General features: G+C 44.6%; 13 protein-coding genes, 8 tRNA genes and 3 rRNA genes. 3 read left to right on the forward strand and 21 right to left on the reverse strand.

Annotated elements, in window-relative coordinates:
- The first annotated feature begins 103 nt into the window (after positions 1-103).
- Complete coding sequence (locus MHH50_RS24475; protein WP_256719037.1) at positions 104-1,024, forward strand: aldo/keto reductase; 921 nt, start codon at positions 104-106, stop codon at positions 1,022-1,024.
- 210 nt (positions 1,025-1,234) lie between these two features.
- On the opposite strand, the gene MHH50_RS24480 is transcribed toward MHH50_RS24475, so the two are convergent.
- Both MHH50_RS24480 and MHH50_RS24485 read right to left on the reverse strand, forming a co-directional pair.
- Positions 1,235-2,017, reverse strand: coding sequence for a hypothetical protein (locus MHH50_RS24480; RefSeq protein ID WP_076130409.1), 783 nt, complete (start codon positions 2,015-2,017; stop codon positions 1,235-1,237).
- Positions 2,014-2,955 (reverse strand): ABC transporter ATP-binding protein, encoded by a 942-nt coding sequence (locus tag MHH50_RS24485; protein WP_340033542.1) that lies wholly within the window; start codon positions 2,953-2,955, stop codon positions 2,014-2,016. Before MHH50_RS24485 ends, MHH50_RS24480 begins: the two co-directional genes overlap by 4 nt.
- Positions 2,956-3,111: 156 nt before the next feature.
- Between MHH50_RS24485 and MHH50_RS24490 the strand changes: the two genes are divergently transcribed.
- Together MHH50_RS24490 and MHH50_RS24495 are read left to right on the forward strand one after the other, a co-directional pair.
- Positions 3,112-3,849: a LytTR family DNA-binding domain-containing protein gene (locus tag MHH50_RS24490; RefSeq protein ID WP_340033543.1), complete on the forward strand. Its 738-nt coding sequence runs from the start codon at positions 3,112-3,114 to the stop codon at positions 3,847-3,849.
- On the forward strand, positions 3,842-5,122 hold the full coding sequence (locus MHH50_RS24495) for a sensor histidine kinase (RefSeq protein ID WP_038573017.1): 1,281 nt from the start codon (positions 3,842-3,844) through the stop codon (positions 5,120-5,122). The genes MHH50_RS24490 and MHH50_RS24495 overlap by 8 nt, the downstream gene beginning before the upstream one ends.
- 276 nt (positions 5,123-5,398) lie before the next feature.
- On the opposite strand, the gene MHH50_RS24500 is transcribed toward MHH50_RS24495, so the two are convergent.
- The 19 genes from MHH50_RS24500 to thrB form a co-directional block, all read right to left on the reverse strand.
- A complete protein-coding gene (locus MHH50_RS24500; protein WP_076278873.1) occupies positions 5,399-6,406 on the reverse strand; it encodes an iron ABC transporter permease in 1,008 nt (335 codons plus the stop codon).
- Positions 6,403-7,452 (reverse strand): iron ABC transporter permease, encoded by a 1,050-nt coding sequence (locus MHH50_RS24505; RefSeq protein WP_080742574.1) that lies wholly within the window; start codon positions 7,450-7,452, stop codon positions 6,403-6,405. Before MHH50_RS24505 ends, MHH50_RS24500 begins: the two co-directional genes overlap by 4 nt.
- Positions 7,439-9,424, reverse strand: coding sequence for an AraC family transcriptional regulator (locus MHH50_RS24510; RefSeq protein ID WP_340033544.1), 1,986 nt, complete (start codon positions 9,422-9,424; stop codon positions 7,439-7,441). The genes MHH50_RS24505 and MHH50_RS24510 overlap by 14 nt, the downstream gene beginning before the upstream one ends.
- Before the next feature lie 346 nt (positions 9,425-9,770).
- A tRNA-Leu gene (locus tag MHH50_RS24515) sits at positions 9,771-9,852 on the reverse strand.
- Between the two features lie 19 nt (positions 9,853-9,871).
- Positions 9,872-9,948, reverse strand: a tRNA-Arg gene (locus MHH50_RS24520).
- 10 nt (positions 9,949-9,958) lie between these two features.
- A tRNA-Gly gene (locus tag MHH50_RS24525) sits at positions 9,959-10,033 on the reverse strand.
- A gap of 36 nt (positions 10,034-10,069) precedes the next feature.
- Positions 10,070-10,142 (reverse strand) — tRNA-Lys (locus tag MHH50_RS24530).
- Between the two features lie 14 nt (positions 10,143-10,156).
- A tRNA-Asp gene (locus tag MHH50_RS24535) sits at positions 10,157-10,234 on the reverse strand.
- Between the two features lie 25 nt (positions 10,235-10,259).
- Positions 10,260-10,336 (reverse strand) — tRNA-Met (locus MHH50_RS24540).
- 89 nt (positions 10,337-10,425) lie between these two features.
- A tRNA-Val gene (locus MHH50_RS24545) sits at positions 10,426-10,501 on the reverse strand.
- 89 nt (positions 10,502-10,590) lie between these two features.
- A tRNA-Glu gene (locus MHH50_RS24550) sits at positions 10,591-10,665 on the reverse strand.
- Between the two features lie 181 nt (positions 10,666-10,846).
- Positions 10,847-11,050, reverse strand: a complete 204-nt coding sequence (locus tag MHH50_RS24555; RefSeq protein ID WP_340033545.1) for a hypothetical protein — start codon at positions 11,048-11,050, stop codon at positions 10,847-10,849.
- 233 nt (positions 11,051-11,283) lie between these two features.
- A 5S ribosomal RNA gene (gene rrf / locus MHH50_RS24560) occupies positions 11,284-11,400 on the reverse strand.
- Between the two features lie 146 nt (positions 11,401-11,546).
- Positions 11,547-14,472, reverse strand: a 23S ribosomal RNA gene (locus tag MHH50_RS24565).
- A 262-nt stretch (positions 14,473-14,734) separates the two neighbouring features.
- Positions 14,735-16,292 (reverse strand): 16S ribosomal RNA (locus MHH50_RS24570).
- Together the 16S, 23S and 5S rRNA genes form the textbook arrangement of a ribosomal RNA operon.
- Positions 16,293-16,746: 454 nt before the next feature.
- Entirely contained in the window at positions 16,747-18,513 is a 1,767-nt protein-coding gene (locus MHH50_RS24575) for a LysM peptidoglycan-binding domain-containing protein (RefSeq protein ID WP_340033547.1), read from the reverse strand.
- Between the two features lie 304 nt (positions 18,514-18,817).
- The gene (gene ilvE / locus MHH50_RS24580) at positions 18,818-19,699 is read right to left on the reverse strand and encodes a branched-chain-amino-acid transaminase (protein WP_036685189.1); all 882 of its coding nucleotides are present in this window, start codon (positions 19,697-19,699) and stop codon (positions 18,818-18,820) included.
- Positions 19,700-19,703: 4 nt separating this feature from the next.
- Entirely contained in the window at positions 19,704-20,591 is an 888-nt protein-coding gene (gene pheA / locus MHH50_RS24585) for a prephenate dehydratase (RefSeq protein WP_036685188.1), read from the reverse strand.
- Entirely contained in the window at positions 20,588-21,565 is a 978-nt protein-coding gene (gene thrB, locus MHH50_RS24590; protein WP_340033549.1) for a homoserine kinase, read from the reverse strand. The genes pheA and thrB overlap by 4 nt, the downstream gene beginning before the upstream one ends.
- Positions 21,566-21,585 lie beyond the last annotated feature (20 nt).

Genomic DNA, 21,585 nt, shown 5'->3' on the forward strand with positions numbered 1-21,585 from the left:
ACCTCTTTCTCTTTTAGATAGACATTGGCTTACCTCCCCTCTTTATGATATGGTTTGATTGAATACTGCATGTTCTACTAACATTCGAAGGAGTGAGTCACTTTTGGTTAAAAAAATTAGTGTAGCAAACGGCGCACTTGAGGTGTCACAAATTTCGCTCGGCTGTATGCGGATTGCTGATTTATCTGCAAAAGAAGCAGATACACATGTACATAGTGCCCTCGAGCTCGGAATAGACTTTTTTGACCACGCCGACATCTACGCAGCTGGCAAAGCCGAGGAAGTATTCGCAGGTGTACTGGAGAACAATCCGGGTATGCGTGATAAAATGATGATCCAAACCAAATGCGGAATCCGCAACGGTTTTTTTGATTTCTCCAAGGAACATATCCTGCAATCCGTGGAAGGCAGCCTTAAGCGCTTGAAAACAGACTATATCGACGTCCTACTGCTTCACCGTCCTGATACGCTATTCGAGCCAGAAGAAGTCGCTGAGGCTTTTGATATTCTGGAAAGCAAAGGTATGGTCAAACACTTTGGTGTCAGCAATCAGAACCCGTTGCAAATCGAGCTGCTTAAGAAAAATGTAAAGCAACCGCTGCTGTTCAACCAGCTGCAATTGAGCATTATGGTCACTGGCATGATTGATACAGGTTTCAATGTGAATATGACTAACTCCGGTTCAGTTGTTCATGATGGCGGGATTTTGGAGTACAGTCGCCTGCATGACATGACCATTCAGCCTTGGTCGCCTTTCCAATATGGCTTCTTTGAAGGCGTATTCTTAGATAACGATAAGTTCCCTGAATTGAACGAGGTCATTAACCGCTTAGCAGCTGAAAAAGACGTAACCAATACAGCGATTGCCATCGCATGGATTCTCAGACATCCGGCAAATATGCAGCCTGTCGTTGGCACAACTAATACGCAGCGCTTGCGTGATATTGCCAAAGCTTCCAATATTACTCTCACTCGGCAAGAATGGTATGAAATCTACCGTGCTGCCGGCAATGTCCTTCCATAAACACCTAAAGCCACGAGGTACGTTATTAACGTACGCCGTGGCTTTTTTACCAGAGAGCGATTCAATCCTCACGTTCTAGTAAAACTAGATAGACAGCGTCAAGATATTCGTATACTCACAAAAAGAACACAAAAAATAATAACTACTACCGAAATACTTAAGATCATAGTTGTTCTTTTGTTATCCTTTTTCATAATACATCCTTCCTCTCTATAGATGCACATCTCTCTTTTCAAAAGAAATTAAAGCAACGCTCAAGCAAACTCCTATGATTACAACAGGGATTAGGATCATACGAACACCCTCGTTTAGGGTATATATTTCATGTGAATTTACAGCAGAGAATTTAAAAATTTGCGTCGTTAGCGTATTTTCAGAAATCACTCTCAGATATACATACGAAGAGTCTTTCAGATAACCGCTGAGCAGAAAATCGCCAAATACAAAAACAAACGTGGCAATAACAGCGGTAGCCGATTTTTTCATCAATACTCCTAACAACAGCACGACAGCGGAATAAGCTGCGAGATACAAAATATTGAATCCAATAGCCCCCATAGCAACGATAAACTTCCCCTCTAAGCTTTCATTTCCGATATGGGAACCCGTAACAAGCGCTGCCAGCATATACAATACATAAAAAAGACCAAAAAATTGAATTACCCACCATAATACCACTTTTAATTCGGTCAGATATTTTCCCAGTAAATATAATGACCTGCTCTGACCCGAAGCGATAATGGTTTGAACCGACCCATACTCAAATCCCTCGGTAGCAAAAAAACAAACGTAAATCGGGATGATAAAATACAGAAAAAAAGATAACTGAATGCTAGTGATTAAAGGCTCTAAAGGACCATCTATATCAAATCCTACTTGTACCCCCATCCAAACCAGTAATAAGGCACTTCCAAACAGCAAAAGAAGACTTATCCCCTTGAACATGGGATCCTTGGTTACATAATAAGCTTCAGCCTTAAGAAAATTCCTCATTCGTTACCTCCAGCAATTAGATCCATATAATAGTTCTCAAGATTTGGAGCCGACAGGTTAATCCCTTCAATATGGATGCCCCGCTGTAGAAAAAAAGACATCAGCTCTTCCAGATTTGTACTCTCTTTAGGAATTTGAATTTCTCCAGCTTCGCTGATCGTAATGGTTTCTAGTTGGAGTTCACTTTTCAAAATCTGAAGTGTCGCTGCGGGATCAGCCGTTCGAATACAGATCTTTGTTTCCGCCGTATGTAAGAGTTCCTCCGCAGAAGCTTCTTTGATTAACCTTCCTTTATGAATAAAACCGTATTGGGTCGCAAGTAGCTGCAACTCACTTAAAATATGACTGGATATTAGTATAGTCACTCCTTGCTCTTTGGATAGCTTCTCCAGGATTTTTCGCACTTCTACAATGCCTGACGGATCAAGACCATTAATAGGCTCGTCCAATACCAGAAATTTGGGATCGTTAAGTAGAGCAATAGCCAGACCTAAACGTTGTTTCATCCCAAGGGAGTATTCTGAGGTTAGCTTAGAACCGGCATCTGCCAGAGAAACTGCCTGCAATACTTCCGCAATTCTGCTCTTATCCTTAATTCCAAACGCACGGCAATAAAACGTAAGATTTTGCTTCGCATTTAGATTAGGATAAAGCGCTGGCCTTTCAATTAGAAATCCAACCTTTCGCCTCGCCTCGTGAACAGCTTTTTTTTCCTTTTTTTCAAAAAGAGAGATTTCGCCATGTGTCGGATGTACCAATCCGCCTATTATTTTCATTAATGTAGTTTTACCTGCCCCATTTTTGCCAACAAACCCATAAATATCTCCTACCCCAATCGTCATATAGACATCCTGAAGCGCAAAAGACTCTCCGTATTGTTTGCTTAAACCTCTGGCCTCAAAGATCGTTTGAGTCAAATCAAACACTCCTCTTTTCACTTTTCCACATCCTAACATGTTGTCATGAACACTACATTCAAACTGTAACAATCAAGTTAGTTAATGTAATTATTAAGAAGGATTTGTATAATGTGACTTATATGGTCGACAAATTCCCGGATATTTTGGACAATTCTTGTCGAAAGGAATGATAAAGTGATACGTATTGCTGTCTGTGATGATGACTTTCCCACTACTGAATTAATAGAGAGACTTATTCTGGAGACTCAAAGGAATTTCACAAGGAAAATAGAGGTGTCGATCTTTTATTCCGGAGAAAGCTTCACTAAGGCCATTCAAGAGGCCTGCGCGTTTGATATTATTTTTATGGACATTGAAATGGCGGATATGGATGGAATAAAAGCTGGGTATGTACTGCGGGAAAATGATGAAAATGATCTAGTGCAGCTTATCTATGTCTCTAGTCATGATGAATATCATCTGCAACTCTTCGATGTTCAGCCCTCGGGATTTATAAAGAAACCTATCGATTCAGAGATATTTAAGCAAAAACTGATTTCTACGATTGAAAAAGTAATTCGCAAGCTGCAGCAAGGCAAAAAAAACTTCTTATCACTACAGCAAAAAGGAAAAGAAATTCTAATCCCCTATCGAAATATCATCTATCTGGAAAGCAACCGGCGGAGAATTATTCTTTATTCCTGCAACGATCAACTCGACTACTACAGTACACTAAACGAGGAAGAGCAGAAGCTTCCTGTGAGCGATTTTGTCCGAATCCATCAATCCTACATCGTTAACTTTTACTTTATTAAAGAAATCAGCAACCAGGGAGTAATTCTCCTTAATGGCGAAGCCTTACCCATTAGTGCAAAATACAGTGCCGATTTTAAGAAAAAATATCTGAAATTCAGGGGGAGTCTTGTTGGATAATATCTTTCTGGAGGAGTTATTCTATCTAGTAACGCTTCCACTTTTACCTATCATCATTCATTACTTCTACAGCCATTGTTTCGTTAGCCGACTTACCACCAAAGCCAATCTTGTTATCGTGTACTCTCTATATTTCCTCTGTATTGTCTTTCTGCACTATAGCTCACTGCCAGGCTCAATCCTACTCACACTCAATATTGGCCTGATTGCTCTCTTATCTTTTTTTTACAATGGAAATATCAAATGGCGGATCGTTGCCGCTCTTTTTCTGGTTGCGCTTATTACGCTTAGTGAGTTATCACTACCCCTATTTTACTCGACAAAGGGATATATTCTGAACCAGTTTCTTTCCAAGCTGCTGATGTTTATATTAGCTTTTGTATCCGTGCGCGTAGCTAAAGCCTTTGGAAATGGCGGGTTATCTAAATGGTATTGGGTTCTATTATTTATTTGCCCTTCTATAAGCACACTAGGGATCTACAGCTTCGCATCCAGCCTTTATATGCAGTCCTTCCCTACCCTTGTTCCAATCCTGTCCACAGGACTACTCATTATAAATTTATTGATATTTATCTTATGTGACCGTATGTTAGTTATCCAATCTGCGCAGAACCAAAGTTATTTACTTGAGCAACAAAATGCTTACTATGTAAATCAATATCTTTTGACAAAAGAAGTACAGGAAGAATCTTTTAAGTTCCAGCATGATATTAAAAATATTCTCATAGGTTTACGCGCAAAGGTACAATCCGGTGAAGCTGCCAATCTAAATGAGTTGGACAACTTACTGGGGCAAATAGACAATCCAATAGGCGTCAGCAATAGCGGGAATACGATTATTGATTCCATTATCAACTACAAGCAGCAGGTCGCTGAGAAGCATCAGATCCCCTTCAAGTTAGACTTGAACATCCCTGCACAGCTGACGCTCGACACCACAGTTATCAGTGTGATTTTAGGAAATGCACTGGACAATGCCATTGAAGCTTGTTGCGATAAAAGAAATGAAGAGTGCTATATAACCATACATATGCATTATCTTAATGAAAGCTTGTTCATCCGGATTCAGAATCCTTATGTGAATGAAATTCATACGAATCGTTTTGGCGACATCTGCTCCACAAAAACTAATAAATCCGGTCATGGTATAGGCTTGAAAAGTATCCAGAAGGTCGTAGAGGATAGTAATGGTTTAGTAGATATTTCATATAACAATAATCTATTTCAAGTCGAAATTGTTCTTTTTATGGTCCCCTGTAAAAAAAGGATTTAGAAGCTTATCATAAGCTTCATCATAAACCCAAGTGATTCCTTCATCTTTACTGGTAAGATATATAGTTCCTGCCACACCGGTATCTTGATCAATTAACGAGATAGGGAACAGTCCTTCCTTTCTATTAAAGATAGGAGAAAGGGGATTTTTTTTATATTTATCAAACTTTTCTGGAATTTAATAAGCTCTGAAAATGAAAAAGGTCTATAAAATCGCTTATTGAGCAATCTTATAGACCTTTTTAGTATACGGTGAGAGGCTCGAACCTATCGATATTTATTTTGAACGCATTAATAGATATAGAAAATAAGGCACACTCAGCATTGTTACAATAATTCCTGCGGGAATATCTGACTTAAAGCTGACCGTTCGAGCAATCGTATCCGCTACAAGCAGCAATAGCGCACCAATAAGCGCTGAAGTAGGTAGAAGCACTTTGTAGTCGTGACCTACCAGCTTGCGAGCCACATGCGGACTAATCAATCCAATAAAGAAGATCGAGCCCCCGAGCGCTACACAGCCAGAAGCTATGCCTACAGCCGCAATCGCCAAGCGCAAAAATTTCTTCTTTACAGCGACTCCTAATCCTATCGAAATTTCGTTGCCTAGCACCAAGACGTTCAATGTCCTGAAATTAGAAAGAATATATGCGAATAGCAGCAATACCCAAGGTGCCAACAAGCTGATATAAGACCACTTGTCACCCCATAAATATCCTGCTTGCCAACGCTGCGCAAACTCATACTTCTGGTCATCAAGCTTTAAAGTCAGGAATAGCGATAGCGCACTAAACCCCATATTGATCGCAACACCAGTCAAGACAAGTCGTGTAGAAGAAATCATACGACGTTTTCTATAGGCTAGAACATAGATCAGAGCTGCTGCCAGCAGACCACCTAAGAATGCCATAGACGGCAGTAATAATGTTATAGCGGCGCCTTGAATGCTTACCGTTGAGATAATCAGCAACACCATAAGACCTGAACCTGAGCTAATACCAAGCATGCCGGGATCAGCCAGATCATTGCGCAGCAAAGCCTGCATAACTGCACCTGCCAGTGCCATCCCAAATCCAACAAGTATCGCTAATACGATCCGAGGAAGACGAAACTTATAAACAACGAGATTATGCTCCTCTGGACCTTGTCCAAGCAATACTTGAAATACTTCAAGTGGATTGAGGGACACCTTTCCCATATTAAGACTAAGAATAGCTCCTGCAATAAGCAGTATTAAAAGAGATAGAATCCATATTGTAGCCTTATGCGATTTAACAACTTTCATTTGAAGGCTCTCCTCTCTTTGCTCGCAATTAGCAAGAAGAAAGGAACACCAATCATTGCAAAAATAATGCCCAGTGCTGTCTCTGCCGGACGATTAATCAGCCTTCCTGCGATATCCGCTACAACCATAAGTGCGCCGCCGTAAATGGCTGATGCCGGAATAATATAACGATAATCTACACCTACAAAAAAACGCATAATATGCGGAATAATCAACCCTACAAAGCCGATTGGCCCTACAAGTGCAACAGCTACACCCGCTAGTAAAAGGACCGCAAGCGTAGCTATCATCTTAACGAGAACGATCCGTTGCCCGAAGCCTTTCGCAATCTCTTCCCCCAAGTTTAAAACAGTGATAGAGCGTGCAATGAATAGTGACAAAGCCAGTCCACCTAAGAACCAAGGTATAACTAGCCTAATTTCCACCCATGTTGCTCCAGCCACACTACCCGAAGTCCAATAAGCAAGGGCACGACCAATTCCATAGTTTAATGAGATAAATGACCCCACAGCTCCAAATAGCATTGTAATTGATATTCCAGCTAGCACCAGTCGTTGAGGTGTCATTCCTGAACGATTCAATGAAGCGGCAAGATACGTTAATCCTGCACCAAGTCCTGCGCCAATAAAGCTAACCAGCAAGGTTGTTGTTTGCAGTTGCCCTGGAAGAAAAACTAGTGTAACGGCCATTGCAAGTGCTGCTCCTGCATTTACTCCCATTAATCCGGAATCTGCTAAGGGATTTCGCGTATAGCCCTGCATAACCGCTCCTGCTACCGCGAGACACATACCCGCAATAATATCAGCTGCTGTACGCGGAATTCGAAGGGCATGAATAATCTGATGTTCGGTCAGTTCAGGATCAAAATTAAAAATCGCTGTCCATGCCATCTTCAGGCTCATAGAAGCAGAGCCAAATGAGATAGAAGCTGCTACTGAAAGCAGCAGCAGCAGTATCCCTAGGAGTAGAAACAGACCGAAATACGATTTCCCTCTTAAATCAGGGATAACGGTTGTTCTATCATCTAGCTTTCTATTTTTTTTCATACGCTGACACTAGCTTCTCAACTACAAAATCTAGCTGCTTATCAAGAGAGTAGATATCGGAATAATATGAAAAATCAAACCCGATTTCGATCAATCTACCTTCTTTAATTGCTGGAATGCTGTTCCAAATTGGATTGTCCGACAAATCATCAGCCCCATCCCATACAGAGCGGAACACGAAGTCTCCTATATACTCAGGTAACACCTCTAAGGAAACAAACCCTCCAGTAGCCTTCTCTCTGCCATCAATCTTTTTCTGAAGAATCTCTGGTGCTTTTAGCCCTAAATATTCATAAATGATCTGAGAGCCCCTTCCATAAAGCTTGCTATCGATCACCGCCATCTCTTTTTTGCCGCCTTCGATAATGGTTACTGTCTTATCCAAAATTCCAAGTTCATCAAGCTGCTGCTTGCTCTTCTCCAACTTCTCGTGGAAATTATCTAATAGAGCTTGTGCCTCCTGCTCCTTGCCAAATACCTCGCCAATCTTCATTACACGTTCATCCGTCGCCATTTTTTCATAAGGGATTGGAACGGTCGGTGCAATATCCTTAAGGATTTCGTAAGTTTCTTCAGAAGCAGCTATGATCAAGTCCGGCTTTACTGCCATAATAGCCTCTGGATTAGGCTCATACCATGAACCTAGATCTTCAATCCCCCCAAGCTCTTCTGCAAAGGCCGCTCCTTCAAAGACACTCGAAGTCCCTACTGGCTTAATGCCGAGGGCCACAAGATCCCCTTGAAGGTATAACACGACAACCCTCTTTGGATTAGCTGGAACAACAATATCTCCCTTTATTGTAGAGATAGTTCTTGTCTGAGCCTCCTTATTGGCATTGTCAGCTGCAGTTGAATTATTTGCTGGTGATGATGTAACTTCAGAAGCTTTGGATCCATTAAAATTTGTGGCATTAGAACCAACACTTGCAGATCCACATGCACTTAATAGCAAGGTAAAGCTAAGCAGCATCGCTACAATAAAACTTGACGTCTTTGTTAATCTCATAGGTGAAGACCCTCCGGTTATTTCATTATGGTAATAGTAATGATAATGATTATCATACTCAATAACATTATATCGGGAGGATATGTGCTCGCCAATGGAGAATTTGGCGGTGGTAAATGGACGATTGTCCGATGAGCTCACCTGCCTGCTTTCCTTGCGGAACCGGATGGGAGATTGACCATTGTATTTACTGAACATGCGACTGAAGTAATATACATCGTTATATCCAACTTCTTCTGCAATATCGCGAAGTGGAGCATCGGTACATCGTAATAGCTCTTCTGCATGTTTAAGCCGGAATCGTATCAAATATTCAATCAAGCTAAACCCTGTCTCCCCTTTAAAGCGGGTTGATAAATGACGAGGGCTATAATTAAATTGCTCCGCTATAGATTCTAGTGATAAATTATGACGATAATGCTCCTCAATATAACGGACAACCTGCCCAATGACATCCGGTTGCCTGAGGTTAATTCCATCCTTTGTAAACTGCTTTAATAATTCATGTATAAACTGATAGAACAAGCCTTTAACTTGAATTCTTTCCAATTGGCTTCCTTGTGCCCAAAGTTGTTCCATTGCCATTAGTTGATAGTGCAGTGGTAATGGCTCCAAAGACTCGAAGCTATACTGCATCCGAAATGGATTGCTGCGTTCTAAAAGTCTTGCTAAATCCTTTCTTCCTGGCAAGGAGGCTCTATAGAATAATAAATAGTACTCAAACAACTTCCCTGTCTCTATACTTAGTCTCATGCCCTTGCCACCATGCACAATAAAGTGACGGTCTGCCTCGTAATCTATGCCGTTGAGATTCAAGCTGGCCGTACCCCGCACACAGTAGATAAATCCACATGCTGGTAATACATAGCCTTGCAGCTTGTCCCCAGGCTTCATCACAGCATGTCGAATATCAAGTACTTTAACAGCGGCATAATTCCATGCGAAAATATGATCTTCCAGCCTCATCTTTGCAATACACTCCGATCTGCTCCACAATCTATTTGAATTAATTATATTTCACAATAAATGATAATGATTATCAATTAGTATTAGGTAGTTCCTCTATTTTGTCAATCGCTGTTTAGTATCATGATTGCTTATAGCTTTCGAAATGGAGCTTCCTCAGGAATGCCTCTATCTCATTCACATATCCGCTTACATTAATCTTCCTCAGTACAACTAAGTACAATTTCTTATTCACACTTGAAGGATGTATCAAAAGTTTTCCGGCACAGGCATGAACGGAATTGTAAAAAAACAAACAAAAAAGTTCATCAGATATAGTATCTAATGAACTTTGAGTTGATTTAGTTGGTACCGGTGAGAGGACTCGAACCTCCACGGTTTCCCTCTCGATTTTGAGTCGAGCGCGTCTGCCATTCCGCCACACCGGCAAAGTATTAAGTTAAAATATGGCGCGCCCTGAGAGATTCGAACTCCCGGCCTTTTGATTCGTAGTCAAACGCTCTATCCAGCTGAGCTAAGGGCGCAAAATTTATATGGAGCGGACGACGGGAATCGAACCCGCGACCCTCGCCTTGGCAAGGCGATGCTCTACCGCTGAGCCACGTCCGCACACGGTATGTATTGATGTCCGACTCACTAAAGAAGTGAGCCATGAAGGACTCGAACCTTCGACACCCTGATTAAAAGTCAGGTGCTCTACCAACTGAGCTAATGGCTCATAAAGCAAGAAAATGGCGGAACCGACGGGATTCGAACCCGCGGTCTCCTGCGTGACAGGCAGGCATGTTAGGCCAACTACACCACGGTTCCAGAAGAATAATTGCTTAATGAAAATTGGTTGCGGGGGCAGGATTTGAACCTGCGACCTTCGGGTTATGAGCCCGACGAGCTACCGGGCTGCTCCACCCCGCGTCAGTAAAAAAGTATTAATACCCTTGAATTCCTCGGAAAGTATCCGGAATCCTTAGTGAAGCATTAACTTCACTTTTGGGGATGTGTTATGGTGGAGGCTGAGGGGATCGAACCCCCGACCCTCTGCTTGTAAGGCAGATGCTCTCCCAGCTGAGCTAAGCCTCCATGTAAAGAAGCAACTTAATTATCATACCACAATCAAATCTGTAATGCAACCATTTTTTCTAGAAGTCTAATGCTGTTTCAAGAAGAAATGGTGACCCGTATGGGATTCGAACCCATGTTACCTCCGTGAAAGGGAGGTGTCTTAACCCCTTGACCAACGGGCCGTTTTAAAAACAAATTGTTTTGACAACAAAAAAGATTATATCATGTATTATTAAGTATAGCAATACCTAAACTAATTATTTTTCTTTTTACTCTTCCCTAGGTAATAGATTGATATGAAGCTTTTGAGATATTATCTCAACGATTTCACCTATAGTTCTATCATTCGTGTCTAAATGCTGCTTAAATACCTCGTGACAAGCCCTCTGATGCACCTGTCGATCTGCTGAGCAGCCCAAGGGTCTTTTCCTTCACTCTAACGCTTAATCTCTTAAGCAAGGTCTCTCGGCAGGCACACAAACTAAAAAGATAAAGCTCTATACCTCCATCAATGAACTTGCCGATGATTTCACTGCAATAATCTAGATTCATTATGGTCATAGGCACGATAATTATTCCATTATATTCGCTAGCTATGTTTTTCTTCTATACATTTCATATGCGGTTTGTGTCTTCCCTGAACCAAAAGCACCATTGATCCATATAATCATGATCATTTGCCTCCATGAACTAATTTTCATTCAAAATCCACTTCACAGTGATTGCCTATCCTTATAATAAGCTGCTAAATATCGTACAACAAAAAAACCACTGTCGATTACTCAACAGTGGTCTTGCGTGCTTGGCAACGTCCTACTCTCCCAGGACCCTTCGGTCCAAGTACCATCGGCGCTGGAGGGCTTAACGGTCGTGTTCGGGATGGGTACGCGTGGAACCCCTCCGCTATCGCCACCAAACGGGCATTTGCGGTACAAATGCATTATTCAGGTCTCAGCATCGCCAAATGCTGAAAACAAATTCATCATCATACAGTCACTTGGACTATATAAATCTGAGCTTGATTCCTGAAAACTGAATCCGAAACGAATTTGCATCCTACGTATAGGATAAGCCCTCGACCGATTAGTATTGGTCAGCTCCATGCATTGCTGCACTTCCACCTCCAACCTATCTACCTCGTCGTCTTCAAGGGGTCTTACTAATTGGGAAATCTCATCTTGAGGGGGGCTTCACGCTTAGATGCTTTCAGCGCTTATCCCGTCCGTACGTAGCTACCCAGCCATGCTCCTGGCGGAACAACTGGTGCACCAGCGGTACGTCCATCCCGGTCCTCTCGTACTAAGGACAGCTCCTCTCAAATTTCCTGCGCCCACGACAGATAGGGACCGAACTGTCTCACGACGTTCTGAACCCAGCTCGCGTACCGCTTTAATGGGCGAACAGCCCAACCCTTGGGACCTACTTCAGCCCCAGGATGCGATGAGCCGACATCGAGGTGCCAAACCTCCCCGTCGATGTGGACTCTTGGGGGAGATAAGCCTGTTATCCCCAGGGTAGCTTTTATCCGTTGAGCGATGGCCCTTCCATGCGGTACCACCGGATCACTAAGTCCGACTTTCGTCCCTGCTCGACTTGTAGGTCTCGCAGTCAAGCTCCCTTATGCCTTTGCACTCTGCGAATGATTTCCAACCATTCTGAGGGAACCTTGGAACGCCTCCGTTACTCTTTAGGAGGCGACCGCCCCAGTCAAACTGCCCGCCTGACACGGTCCCCGTACCCGGTAAGGGTACTAGGTTAGAACCTAGATACGATCAGGGTGGTATCCCAACGGCGCCTCCACCGAAGCTTGCGCTCCGATTTCTACGGCTCCCACCTATCCTGTACAGATCGTACCCAAATTCAATATCAAGCTGCAGTAAAGCTCCATGGGGTCTTTCCGTCTTGTCGCGGGTAACCTGCATCTTCACAGGTATTAAAATTTCACCGGATCTCTCGTTGAGACAGCGCCCAAGTCGTTACGCCATTCGTGCGGGTCAGAATTTACCTGACAAGGAATTTCGCTACCTTAGGACCGTTATAGTTACGGCCGCCGTTTACTGGGGCTTCGGTTCATAGCTTCGGGTTACCCCTAACCACTCCCCTTAACCTTCCAGCACCGGGCAGGCGTCAGCCCGTATACTTCGCCTTGCGGCTTCGCACAGACCTGTGTTTTTGCTAAACAGTCGCTTGGGCCTTTTCACTGCGGCCCCCTCGTGCTATTCACACTACCGGGGCACCCCTTCTCCCGAAGTTACGGGGTCATTTTGCCGAGTTCCTTAACGAGAGTTCTTCCGCGCGCCTTAGAATTCTCTTCTCGCCTACCTGTGTCGGTTTGCGGTACGGGCACCTTCTCCTGGCTAGAGGCTTTTCTTGGCAGTGTGAGATCATGACCTTCGCTACTATAATTTTCGCTCCCCATCACAGCCCAGCCTTATCGATGTGCGGATTTGCCTACACATCAGCCTCACTGCTTAGACGGACATCCATCAGTCCGCGTCACTACCCTCCTGCGTCACCCCATCGCTCATAGCGGATTACGGTGGTACAGTAATTTCAAACTGTTGTCCTTCGACTACGCCTTTCGGCCTCGCCTTAGGTCCCGACTTACCCTGAGCGGACGAGCCTTCCTCAGGAAACCTTGGGCTTTCGGCGGATCAGATTCTCACTGATCTTTTCGTTACTCATACCGGCATTCTCACTTGTGTAGTGTCCAGCGCTCTTTTCAGTACACCTTCAACCCCTACACAACGCTCCCCTACCCCAGATGCAAAGCATCTAGCCATAGCTTCGGTGGTGTGTTTAGCCCCGTTACATTTTCGGCGCAGAGTCACTCGACCAGTGAGCTATTACGCACTCTTTCAATGGTGGCTGCTTCTAAGCCAACATCCTGGTTGTCTGTGCAACTCCACATCCTTTCCCACTTAACACACACTTGGGGACCTTAGCTGATGGTCTGGGCTGTTTCCCTTTTGACAATGGATCTTAGCACTCACTGTCTGACTCCCGGCAATAAGTATATGGCATTCGGAGTTTGACTGAGCTTGGTAATCCTTGCGGACCCCGCACCCAATCAGTGCTCTACCTCCACTACTCTTATACCGAGGCTAGCCCTAAAGCTATTTCGGGGAGAACCAGCTATCTCCGAGTTCGATTGGAATTTCTCCGCTACCCCCACCTCATCCCCGCACTTTTCAACGTACGTGGGTTCGGGCCTCCAGTGCGTGTTACCGCACCTTCACCCTGGACAGGGGTAGATCACACGGTTTCGGGTCTACGTCCACATACTAATTCGCCCTATTCAGACTCGCTTTCGCTGCGGCTCCACCTTCTCGGCTTAACCTTGCATGTTAAACGTAACTCGCCGGTTCATTCTACAAAAGGCACGCCATCACCCATTAATAGGGCTCTGACTTTTTGTAAGCACACGGTTTCAGGTTCTATTTCACTCCCCTTCCGGGGTGCTTTTCACCTTTCCCTCACGGTACTGTTTCACTATCGGTCGCCAGGTAGTATTTAGCCTTAGCAGATGGTCCTGCTGGATTCATACGGGGTTTCACGTGCCCCGCACTACTCGGGATCCGTCTCGGAGAGAATACAGTTTAGGTTACAGGGCTTTTACCTCTATCGCGGGCCTTTCCAGACCTCTTCACCTACCATATTCCTTTGTAACTCCATGTGAGACGTCCCACAACCCCTAAGAGCAAGCTCTTAGGTTTAGGCTGTTCCGCGTTCGCTCGCCGCTACTGACGGAATCACTATTGTTTTCTCTTCCTCAGGGTACTTAGATGTTTCAGTTCCCCTGGTCTGCCTCTACATTTCCTATGTATTCAGAAATGAGTAACTGCGAATTACCACAGCTGGGTTTCCCCATTCGGACACCCCCGGATCAAAGCTTGCTTACAGCTCCCCGAGGCAGTTTCGTTGTTCGCCACGTCCTTCGTCGGCTCCTGGCGCCTAGGCATCCTCCGTGTGCTCTTATTAGCTTAACCTTGATTTTTCCGCAGGAAAATATCATACGATGACATTCTCTTTGGAATCATCTCACTAATAACATTTACTTGTTTGCACAAGTTGCTAAAAGATGTTCTAAAACGCAAATTCGTTTCGGTATCCAGTTTTCAAGGATCAAGTCTTACTTGAGAGCTTAAACTCTCAAAACTGAGCAACGAGTGAGTAACAGGCCTAAACCTGAGTTTTGGAAGCTTAGCTTCCGATTTGAATGTTCTCATTGCAGAGAACGATTCTCCATAGAAAGGAGGTGATCCAGCCGCACCTTCCGATACGGCTACCTTGTTACGACTTCACCCCAATCATCTACCCCACCTTCGGCGGCTGGCTCCCTTGCGGGTTACCCCACCGACTTCGGGTGTTGTAAACTCTCGTGGTGTGACGGGCGGTGTGTACAAGACCCGGGAACGTATTCACCGCGGCATGCTGATCCGCGATTACTAGCAATTCCGACTTCATGCAGGCGAGTTGCAGCCTGCAATCCGAACTGAGACCGGCTTTGATGGGATTGGCTCCACCTCGCGGCTTCGCTTCCCGTTGTACCGGCCATTGTAGTACGTGTGTAGCCCAGGTCATAAGGGGCATGATGATTTGACGTCATCCCCACCTTCCTCCGGTTTGTCACCGGCAGTCACTCTAGAGTGCCCAACATTACTTGCTGGCAACTAAAGTTAAGGGTTGCGCTCGTTGCGGGACTTAACCCAACATCTCACGACACGAGCTGACGACAACCATGCACCACCTGTCTCCTCTGTCCCGAAGGCCGCTGCTATCTCTAGCAGATTCAGAGGGATGTCAAGACCTGGTAAGGTTCTTCGCGTTGCTTCGAATTAAACCACATACTCCACTGCTTGTGCGGGTCCCCGTCAATTCCTTTGAGTTTCAGTCTTGCGACCGTACTCCCCAGGCGGAGTGCTTACTGTGTTAACTTCGGCACCAAGGGTATCGAAACCCCTAACACCTAGCACTCATCGTTTACGGCGTGGACTACCAGGGTATCTAATCCTGTTTGCTCCCCACGCTTTCGCGCCTCAGCGTCAGTTACAGCCCAGAAAGTCGCCTTCGCCACTGGTGTTCCTCCACATATCTACGCATTTCACCGCTACACGTGGAATTCCACTTTCCTCTTCTGTACTCAAGCCACCCAGTTTCCAGTGCGACCTCAGGTTGAGCCCAAGGTTTAAACACCAGACTTAAATAGCCGCCTGCGCGCGCTTTACGCCCAATAATTCCGGACAACGCTTGCCCCCTACGTATTACCGCGGCTGCTGGCACGTAGTTAGCCGGGGCTTTCTTCTCAGGTACCGTCACTCCGGTAGCAGTTACTCTACCGGACGTTCTTCCCTGGCAACAGAGCTTTACGATCCGAAAACCTTCATCACTCACGCGGCGTTGCTCCGTCAGGCTTTCGCCCATTGCGGAAGATTCCCTACTGCTGCCTCCCGTAGGAGTCTGGGCCGTGTCTCAGTCCCAGTGTGGCCGTTCACCCTCTCAGGTCGGCTACGCATCGTCGCCTTGGTGGGCCGTTACCCCACCAACTAGCTAATGCGCCGCAGGCCCATCCCTCAGTGACAGATTACTCCGTCTTTCATTCTTCTCTCAGGAGAAAAAAGAAATTATCCGGTATTAGCTACCGTTTCCGGTAGTTATCCCAGTCTGAAGGGCAGGTTGCCTACGTGTTACTCACCCGTCCGCCGCTAAGTTATTTTGAAAGCAAGCTTTCAAAATAACTCCGCTCGACTTGCATGTATTAGGCACGCCGCCAGCGTTCGTCCTGAGCCAGGATCAAACTCTCCAATTAGTATTGAAAAGAGCGATATGCTCATTTTGAAACATCTGACGAGAAAATTAATTCTCTAATTTTGGATTTCACTTACGTGATTTCCTACTCACTCGTTGTTCAGTTTTCAAAGATCAAGTTCTCGTTGGCGCCGTTTAATGTCTCAGCAGCAACTCTTATAATATATCATGCTTTCTGATTTATTGCAACTCTTTTTTTCAAAGTTCTTTGCAATCTAATTCAGATTAACATTCACCAACCGAAAGCTTTATAGTTCCTCTTTGCGACTGGATTTATAATGTACCATATATCCCTATATAAAAACAATACTTAAAAATTTATATTTTATAAATAAGTGCTTTTGCCCCACTTTATTTAACATCTTTTATCCCTATTTACCTATAAAAAAACGTGTAGATTCTAAGGATACAGAATCTACACGTAAGTCAAACAAAGGGCTTAATATATAAATTTATTAGTTTGAAATCCAAGGATTTCTACGTTTTTTAGTACTCGCTGCTGAACCTTGAGATTTCGTAGCAGTTTTGCTTTTCTTGCTACTAGGTTGACCTGAGGTCTTTGCTTTTTTGCCTGTTGCTGTTTCCTTTGCTACATTCCCCTTATTCTTGAGAGAAGCGTTAGAAGTTGACTCATCAGTCTCTGTTCTAGCCGTTTCGGGAGATTCCTGCACGAACGCTTCAGGTTCTTGAATTTCCGGCACCCGATTATGCTGCGAATAATTACCTATCCCTGGATACTGCGGATTGGATGGAATATTAGAGTTATCCGGTCCACCAAATGCTCCAAGCGTAGAAGTAGGTACCATTCCCTGATTAGGCATTCCTGCTCCATATGCGGAAAAAGCGTTTGGATTCCCATATTCAGGATAGGTGTTATATACAGGCATGTCATATGAATAAGTTTGCACTGGTTGAATATGCACGCCTCCGCACCCACAAGTTGGCCAAGGAAGGTTCGGCGTCTGTCCTCCATATTGAGGAACAGCATACGGGGAGAAATCCCCGCCAACATTCATGCCAGCAACATTAGCCTCCATCGGATTCCACTGTCCTGGACTCATATTAGGGGCAGCATTGGGATTCCATTGCTCTGGGCTTATGTTTGGCGCGGCATTGGGATTCCATTGCTCTGGGCTTATGTTTGGCGCGGCATTGGGATTCCATTGTTCTGGGCTTATGTTTGGCGCGGCATTTGGATTCCACTGTTCCGGGCTTATGTTTGGCGCGGCATTTGGATTCCACTGTTCCGGGCTTATGTTTGGCGCGGCATTGGGATTCCACTGTTCTGGACTCATATTAGAATACATATTGCCCGAAAAATAACATGGTGAAATACATTCTGGTGCATAAGCCATTGGCTGAACATAACTTGGTGCCCAGTTCATGTTCATATTAGGGCTATTTTGATATGAATCATAGAGATAAGGATTTCCTCCCAGGCCCGGGTATCCGTTGGAATTATCCCATGTGCAATCATTGTCTGCTTTCTTCTCAGCTTTAGGTGCTTCTTGTTGAGCAATCGGTTCTTGATTTGGAACCGTAATCTGAACAAATAAACTCTGCATTTCAATTTCTTGCACTGGAGCAACTTCCATTTGCATATTAGGCGCAGGATTGGGTGCAATATTTTGTGTATTAATAGGGGCGATGTTTAGCGATGGGTGTGGTGCAGAATTGGATTCAGGTGAGATATTTGTCACTGGTTTAGGTGCAGGTTTAGCTTCTGGCTTGGTCTCTGGTTTTACTTCTGGTTTAGTTTCTGGTTTAGGTGTAGGCACTACCTCAGCAGCAGGCTGTTCTTTAGGACCTGTATATTCCTTGCCACCCACCTGCGTTTTCTCTGAGGCGTTAGAAGGTGTATACCCAGGCTGTGTCGGTGAGGTATTGGATACTTTTTTAGGAATATTAACTACTTCCCCTAGCATAAGTACATTTGGATTCTTTAGTTGGGGATTGGCCTCAACCATATCCTTTAAAGGAATTCCCCAGGCTTTAGATAATTTCCACAAGGTATCTCCTTGTTTAACGGTGTGCTTGTAGTAAACTTCACTGTTCTCCGGTACGGATACAGGGGCCGTAGGTATTTTTACTTTGTCTCCAACCGCTAACACATTCGGATTACTGATCTGCGGGTTTGCTTCAATAATTTTTTGTAACGGCACTCCGTACTTTTGCGATAAGGCATACAAACTATCGCCTTGTTTGACAATGTGTATTTTCACGTAGCATTAACCTCCTAAAAGTTTTGTGGAGTATTGCTTTCTTTACAGCTACACAGCAAAACTGACTTCGAAAGCAAACACCCTTTTCATGGAACATTACTCTCTTACAAAGTTATATGCGGTACAGCCGCCTCCTTCGTTACTACATCTTATGCAGCCCATGGGCGAATGACATCCCCGAAATAAAAAAAATCCTTTCATGATCCATGAAAAGATTAACCGGAGACTCCCGTTTTCTTCTGCATGTATGCATAAAAGGACTTCTGATGCGTATTCAATGCTATTTACGTTGTATGATTAGTCTTTATTCCCAAACCTTATAGCCATCTTTATCAACCACATTACGGAACTCTTCGAGCAGCTTCAAAGTGATTGGACCCGCTTGTCCTTCACCAATGATCCGGCCGTCAATTTCACGTGCAGCAATAACCTCAGCAGCTGTGCCAGTGAAGAACACCTCGTCCGCTATATAAACATCATGCATTGTGAACGGTTCTTCTTTCAGTTTAATACCTAATTTCTCGCAGAGCTCAATGATCGCCAGACGGGTAATTCCTTCAAGGGCTCCCAAGTAACATGGAGGAGTGAAAACTACACCATTTTTGATGATGAAAATGTTATCGCCCGATCCCTCAGTAACATAACCTTGAGCGTTCATCATGATGGCTTCGTCGGCTTCTGCCAAGTTGGATTGGATTTTTACTAGGATATTGTTTAGGTAATTAAGCGATTTGATCTTTGGATTGAGTGCATCCGGAATATTACGGCGTTGGGACACAGAAACTGCACGAAGTCCGTTCAAATACGCTTGTTCTGGGTAAATAGCCAGTTGTTCAACGATAATAATTACACTAGCTTTTGGACAACGGCGTGGATCAAGACCTAAGTTCCCTGGTCCCCGGGAGACGATCAGTCGAATATAACCGTTCCGCATGTCATTTAGACGAATCGTTTCAGCCATAGCCTCCAGCATCTCATCATACGTTAGCGGAATGTCCAGCATGATCGATTTTGCCGAATCATACAGTCTGTCCAAATGCTCTTTACATTTAAAAATATTGCCGTTATAGATACGGATACCTTCAAAAATACCGTCTCCATACAAAAAACCGTGATCAAAAACGGATACCTTTGCATTTTCCTTCGTTACGTGTTGTCCATCCAAATAGATCCATTGCTCAGCCATGAATTTACTGCACCTCCGCTTTCTCTTCCTCATAGGTGTATGTGGGATACGAGCCCAGAATCCTTACCTGACAACCTAAAGCACTAATTTCTTCAATAGCCCCTGGCAGCAGAACAGATTCTATCGGTTCCAGCACATCAATATAAAAATAATAAGTACCCAGCTTCTTCTTCGTTGGTCGTGATTCAATACGCGATAAATTCAGTTTCCGCCAGGAAAAAGCAGCAAGCACCTGATGCAAGGCACCTGGAAAATCCTCTGGCAGCGTTACTAGAACACTCGTCTTTACTCCTGTGCTGCTCCGCGGAAGATCTATCTTCTGTGGACCAACCAGGACAAACCGTGTGTAATTGTTGTTGTGATCTGTAATTTGCCGATCTACAATCTCCAGCCCATGAGTAGCGGCGCCAAGAGCGGTACCGATAGCAGCCCAGCCCTTGCCGGGATTGTTTTTGACGATTTCCACAGCTTCAGAGGTACTTCCAACCGACTCCAGTTCAGCCCAAGGGGCATGCTTACGAACAAATTGCATACATTGCGCCATTGCTACGGGGTGCGAAAGGATTTTTACCATCTTGGTGAAATCCTTGTTGCCGTCTGTATCTGTGAATTCCCTTGGGTTACCGATAAGATTCTGTATCGATGGAAAAATCCATTCCGTCTGCATTGGCAGATCCACTTCATTGATGAGCCAATCGATGTGAAGACTAACTGAGCCTTCAATGGTATTTTCAATCGGAATCACGCTGTAATCGGTGGTACCATTCGCCGTAGAGAGAAATACATCGGAAATTAACTTGTGATGCACAAGCTTTACAGGTTCACCGTTAAACAAATGCAGCAGCGCTTCGTGGGATACCGAGCCCTGCGGCAATACCGCTATTGATTTCATGACCGTACTCCTTTTATCATATCCAAAAATGATACGTTTTGCATCTCGTTTATTTCGAACAGCTCTGTAGTAACTCCAGAAGCACAAGGTGTTAACCAGCAGGTCCGAGCGGAAATGCCATGTTCCTGCATCGTATTCTTCAAGAAGGCCTCAAGCTCACTCTTACGGGTCTCTTGGCGATCCACTAAACATAGCAGAGTCGGTCCAGCACCGCTAAGTGCGATCCCTAAAGCACCGTGTTCAGGAGCTTCTGCGAGCAGCTTCTCCATGCCCGGTATAAGCGGTGCACGATACGGCTGATGCAGGCGATCCTGCATCGCTCTGCTAAGCAGGTCAAGCCGGCCTGATGCCAGCGAAGCCGTCAATAGAGAGGTTCTGCTGATGTTGTACACAGCATCACTAACTGAGATTTCTGTTGGAAGCAATCCCCGCGCTTTTGTGGTTTCCAGTTCAAATTCAGGAATAACCACCAGCACCTCAAGATTTTGTGGTGGTTCTAGCCGAACATAATCCGCATGTTCACCATCCCACACGGCAGTAATAATGCCGCCAAACAAGGAGGCACCCACATTATCGGGATGTTTCTCAAGCTGGGTAGCCATATCAAACAGCTTAGCATTATCCAGCGGAGAGCCAATCATTGTGTTCGCTGCGGCCATTCCGCCAATAATAGCTGAGGCACTGCTGCCGAGTCCACGCGTAAGCGGAATTTCCGAGTACATGGATATCGATAATTCAGGCACCGTAACGCCTGCCTCTGCAAATACCATTTGAGCGACCTTATAGAGTAAATTGCTCTTATCCTGAGCCACTCCATTCATCTCATCACCATATAGATGAAAAACAGTCTCCTCTGCTTCCTCCATCTCAATCCAGGCATATAGCGGCAAAGCCATACCCAGAGTATCGAAGCCCGGACCAAGATTGGCAGTACTAGCAGGCACTTTAACCCTAGCTCTTCCGTAAATACTCATAACAGGTACAATCTCCTTAC

Source organism: Paenibacillus sp. FSL H3-0302 (genome assembly GCF_037982245.1).
In the GTDB taxonomy this organism is placed as follows: domain Bacteria; phylum Bacillota; class Bacilli; order Paenibacillales; family Paenibacillaceae; genus Paenibacillus_AQ; species Paenibacillus_AQ odorifer.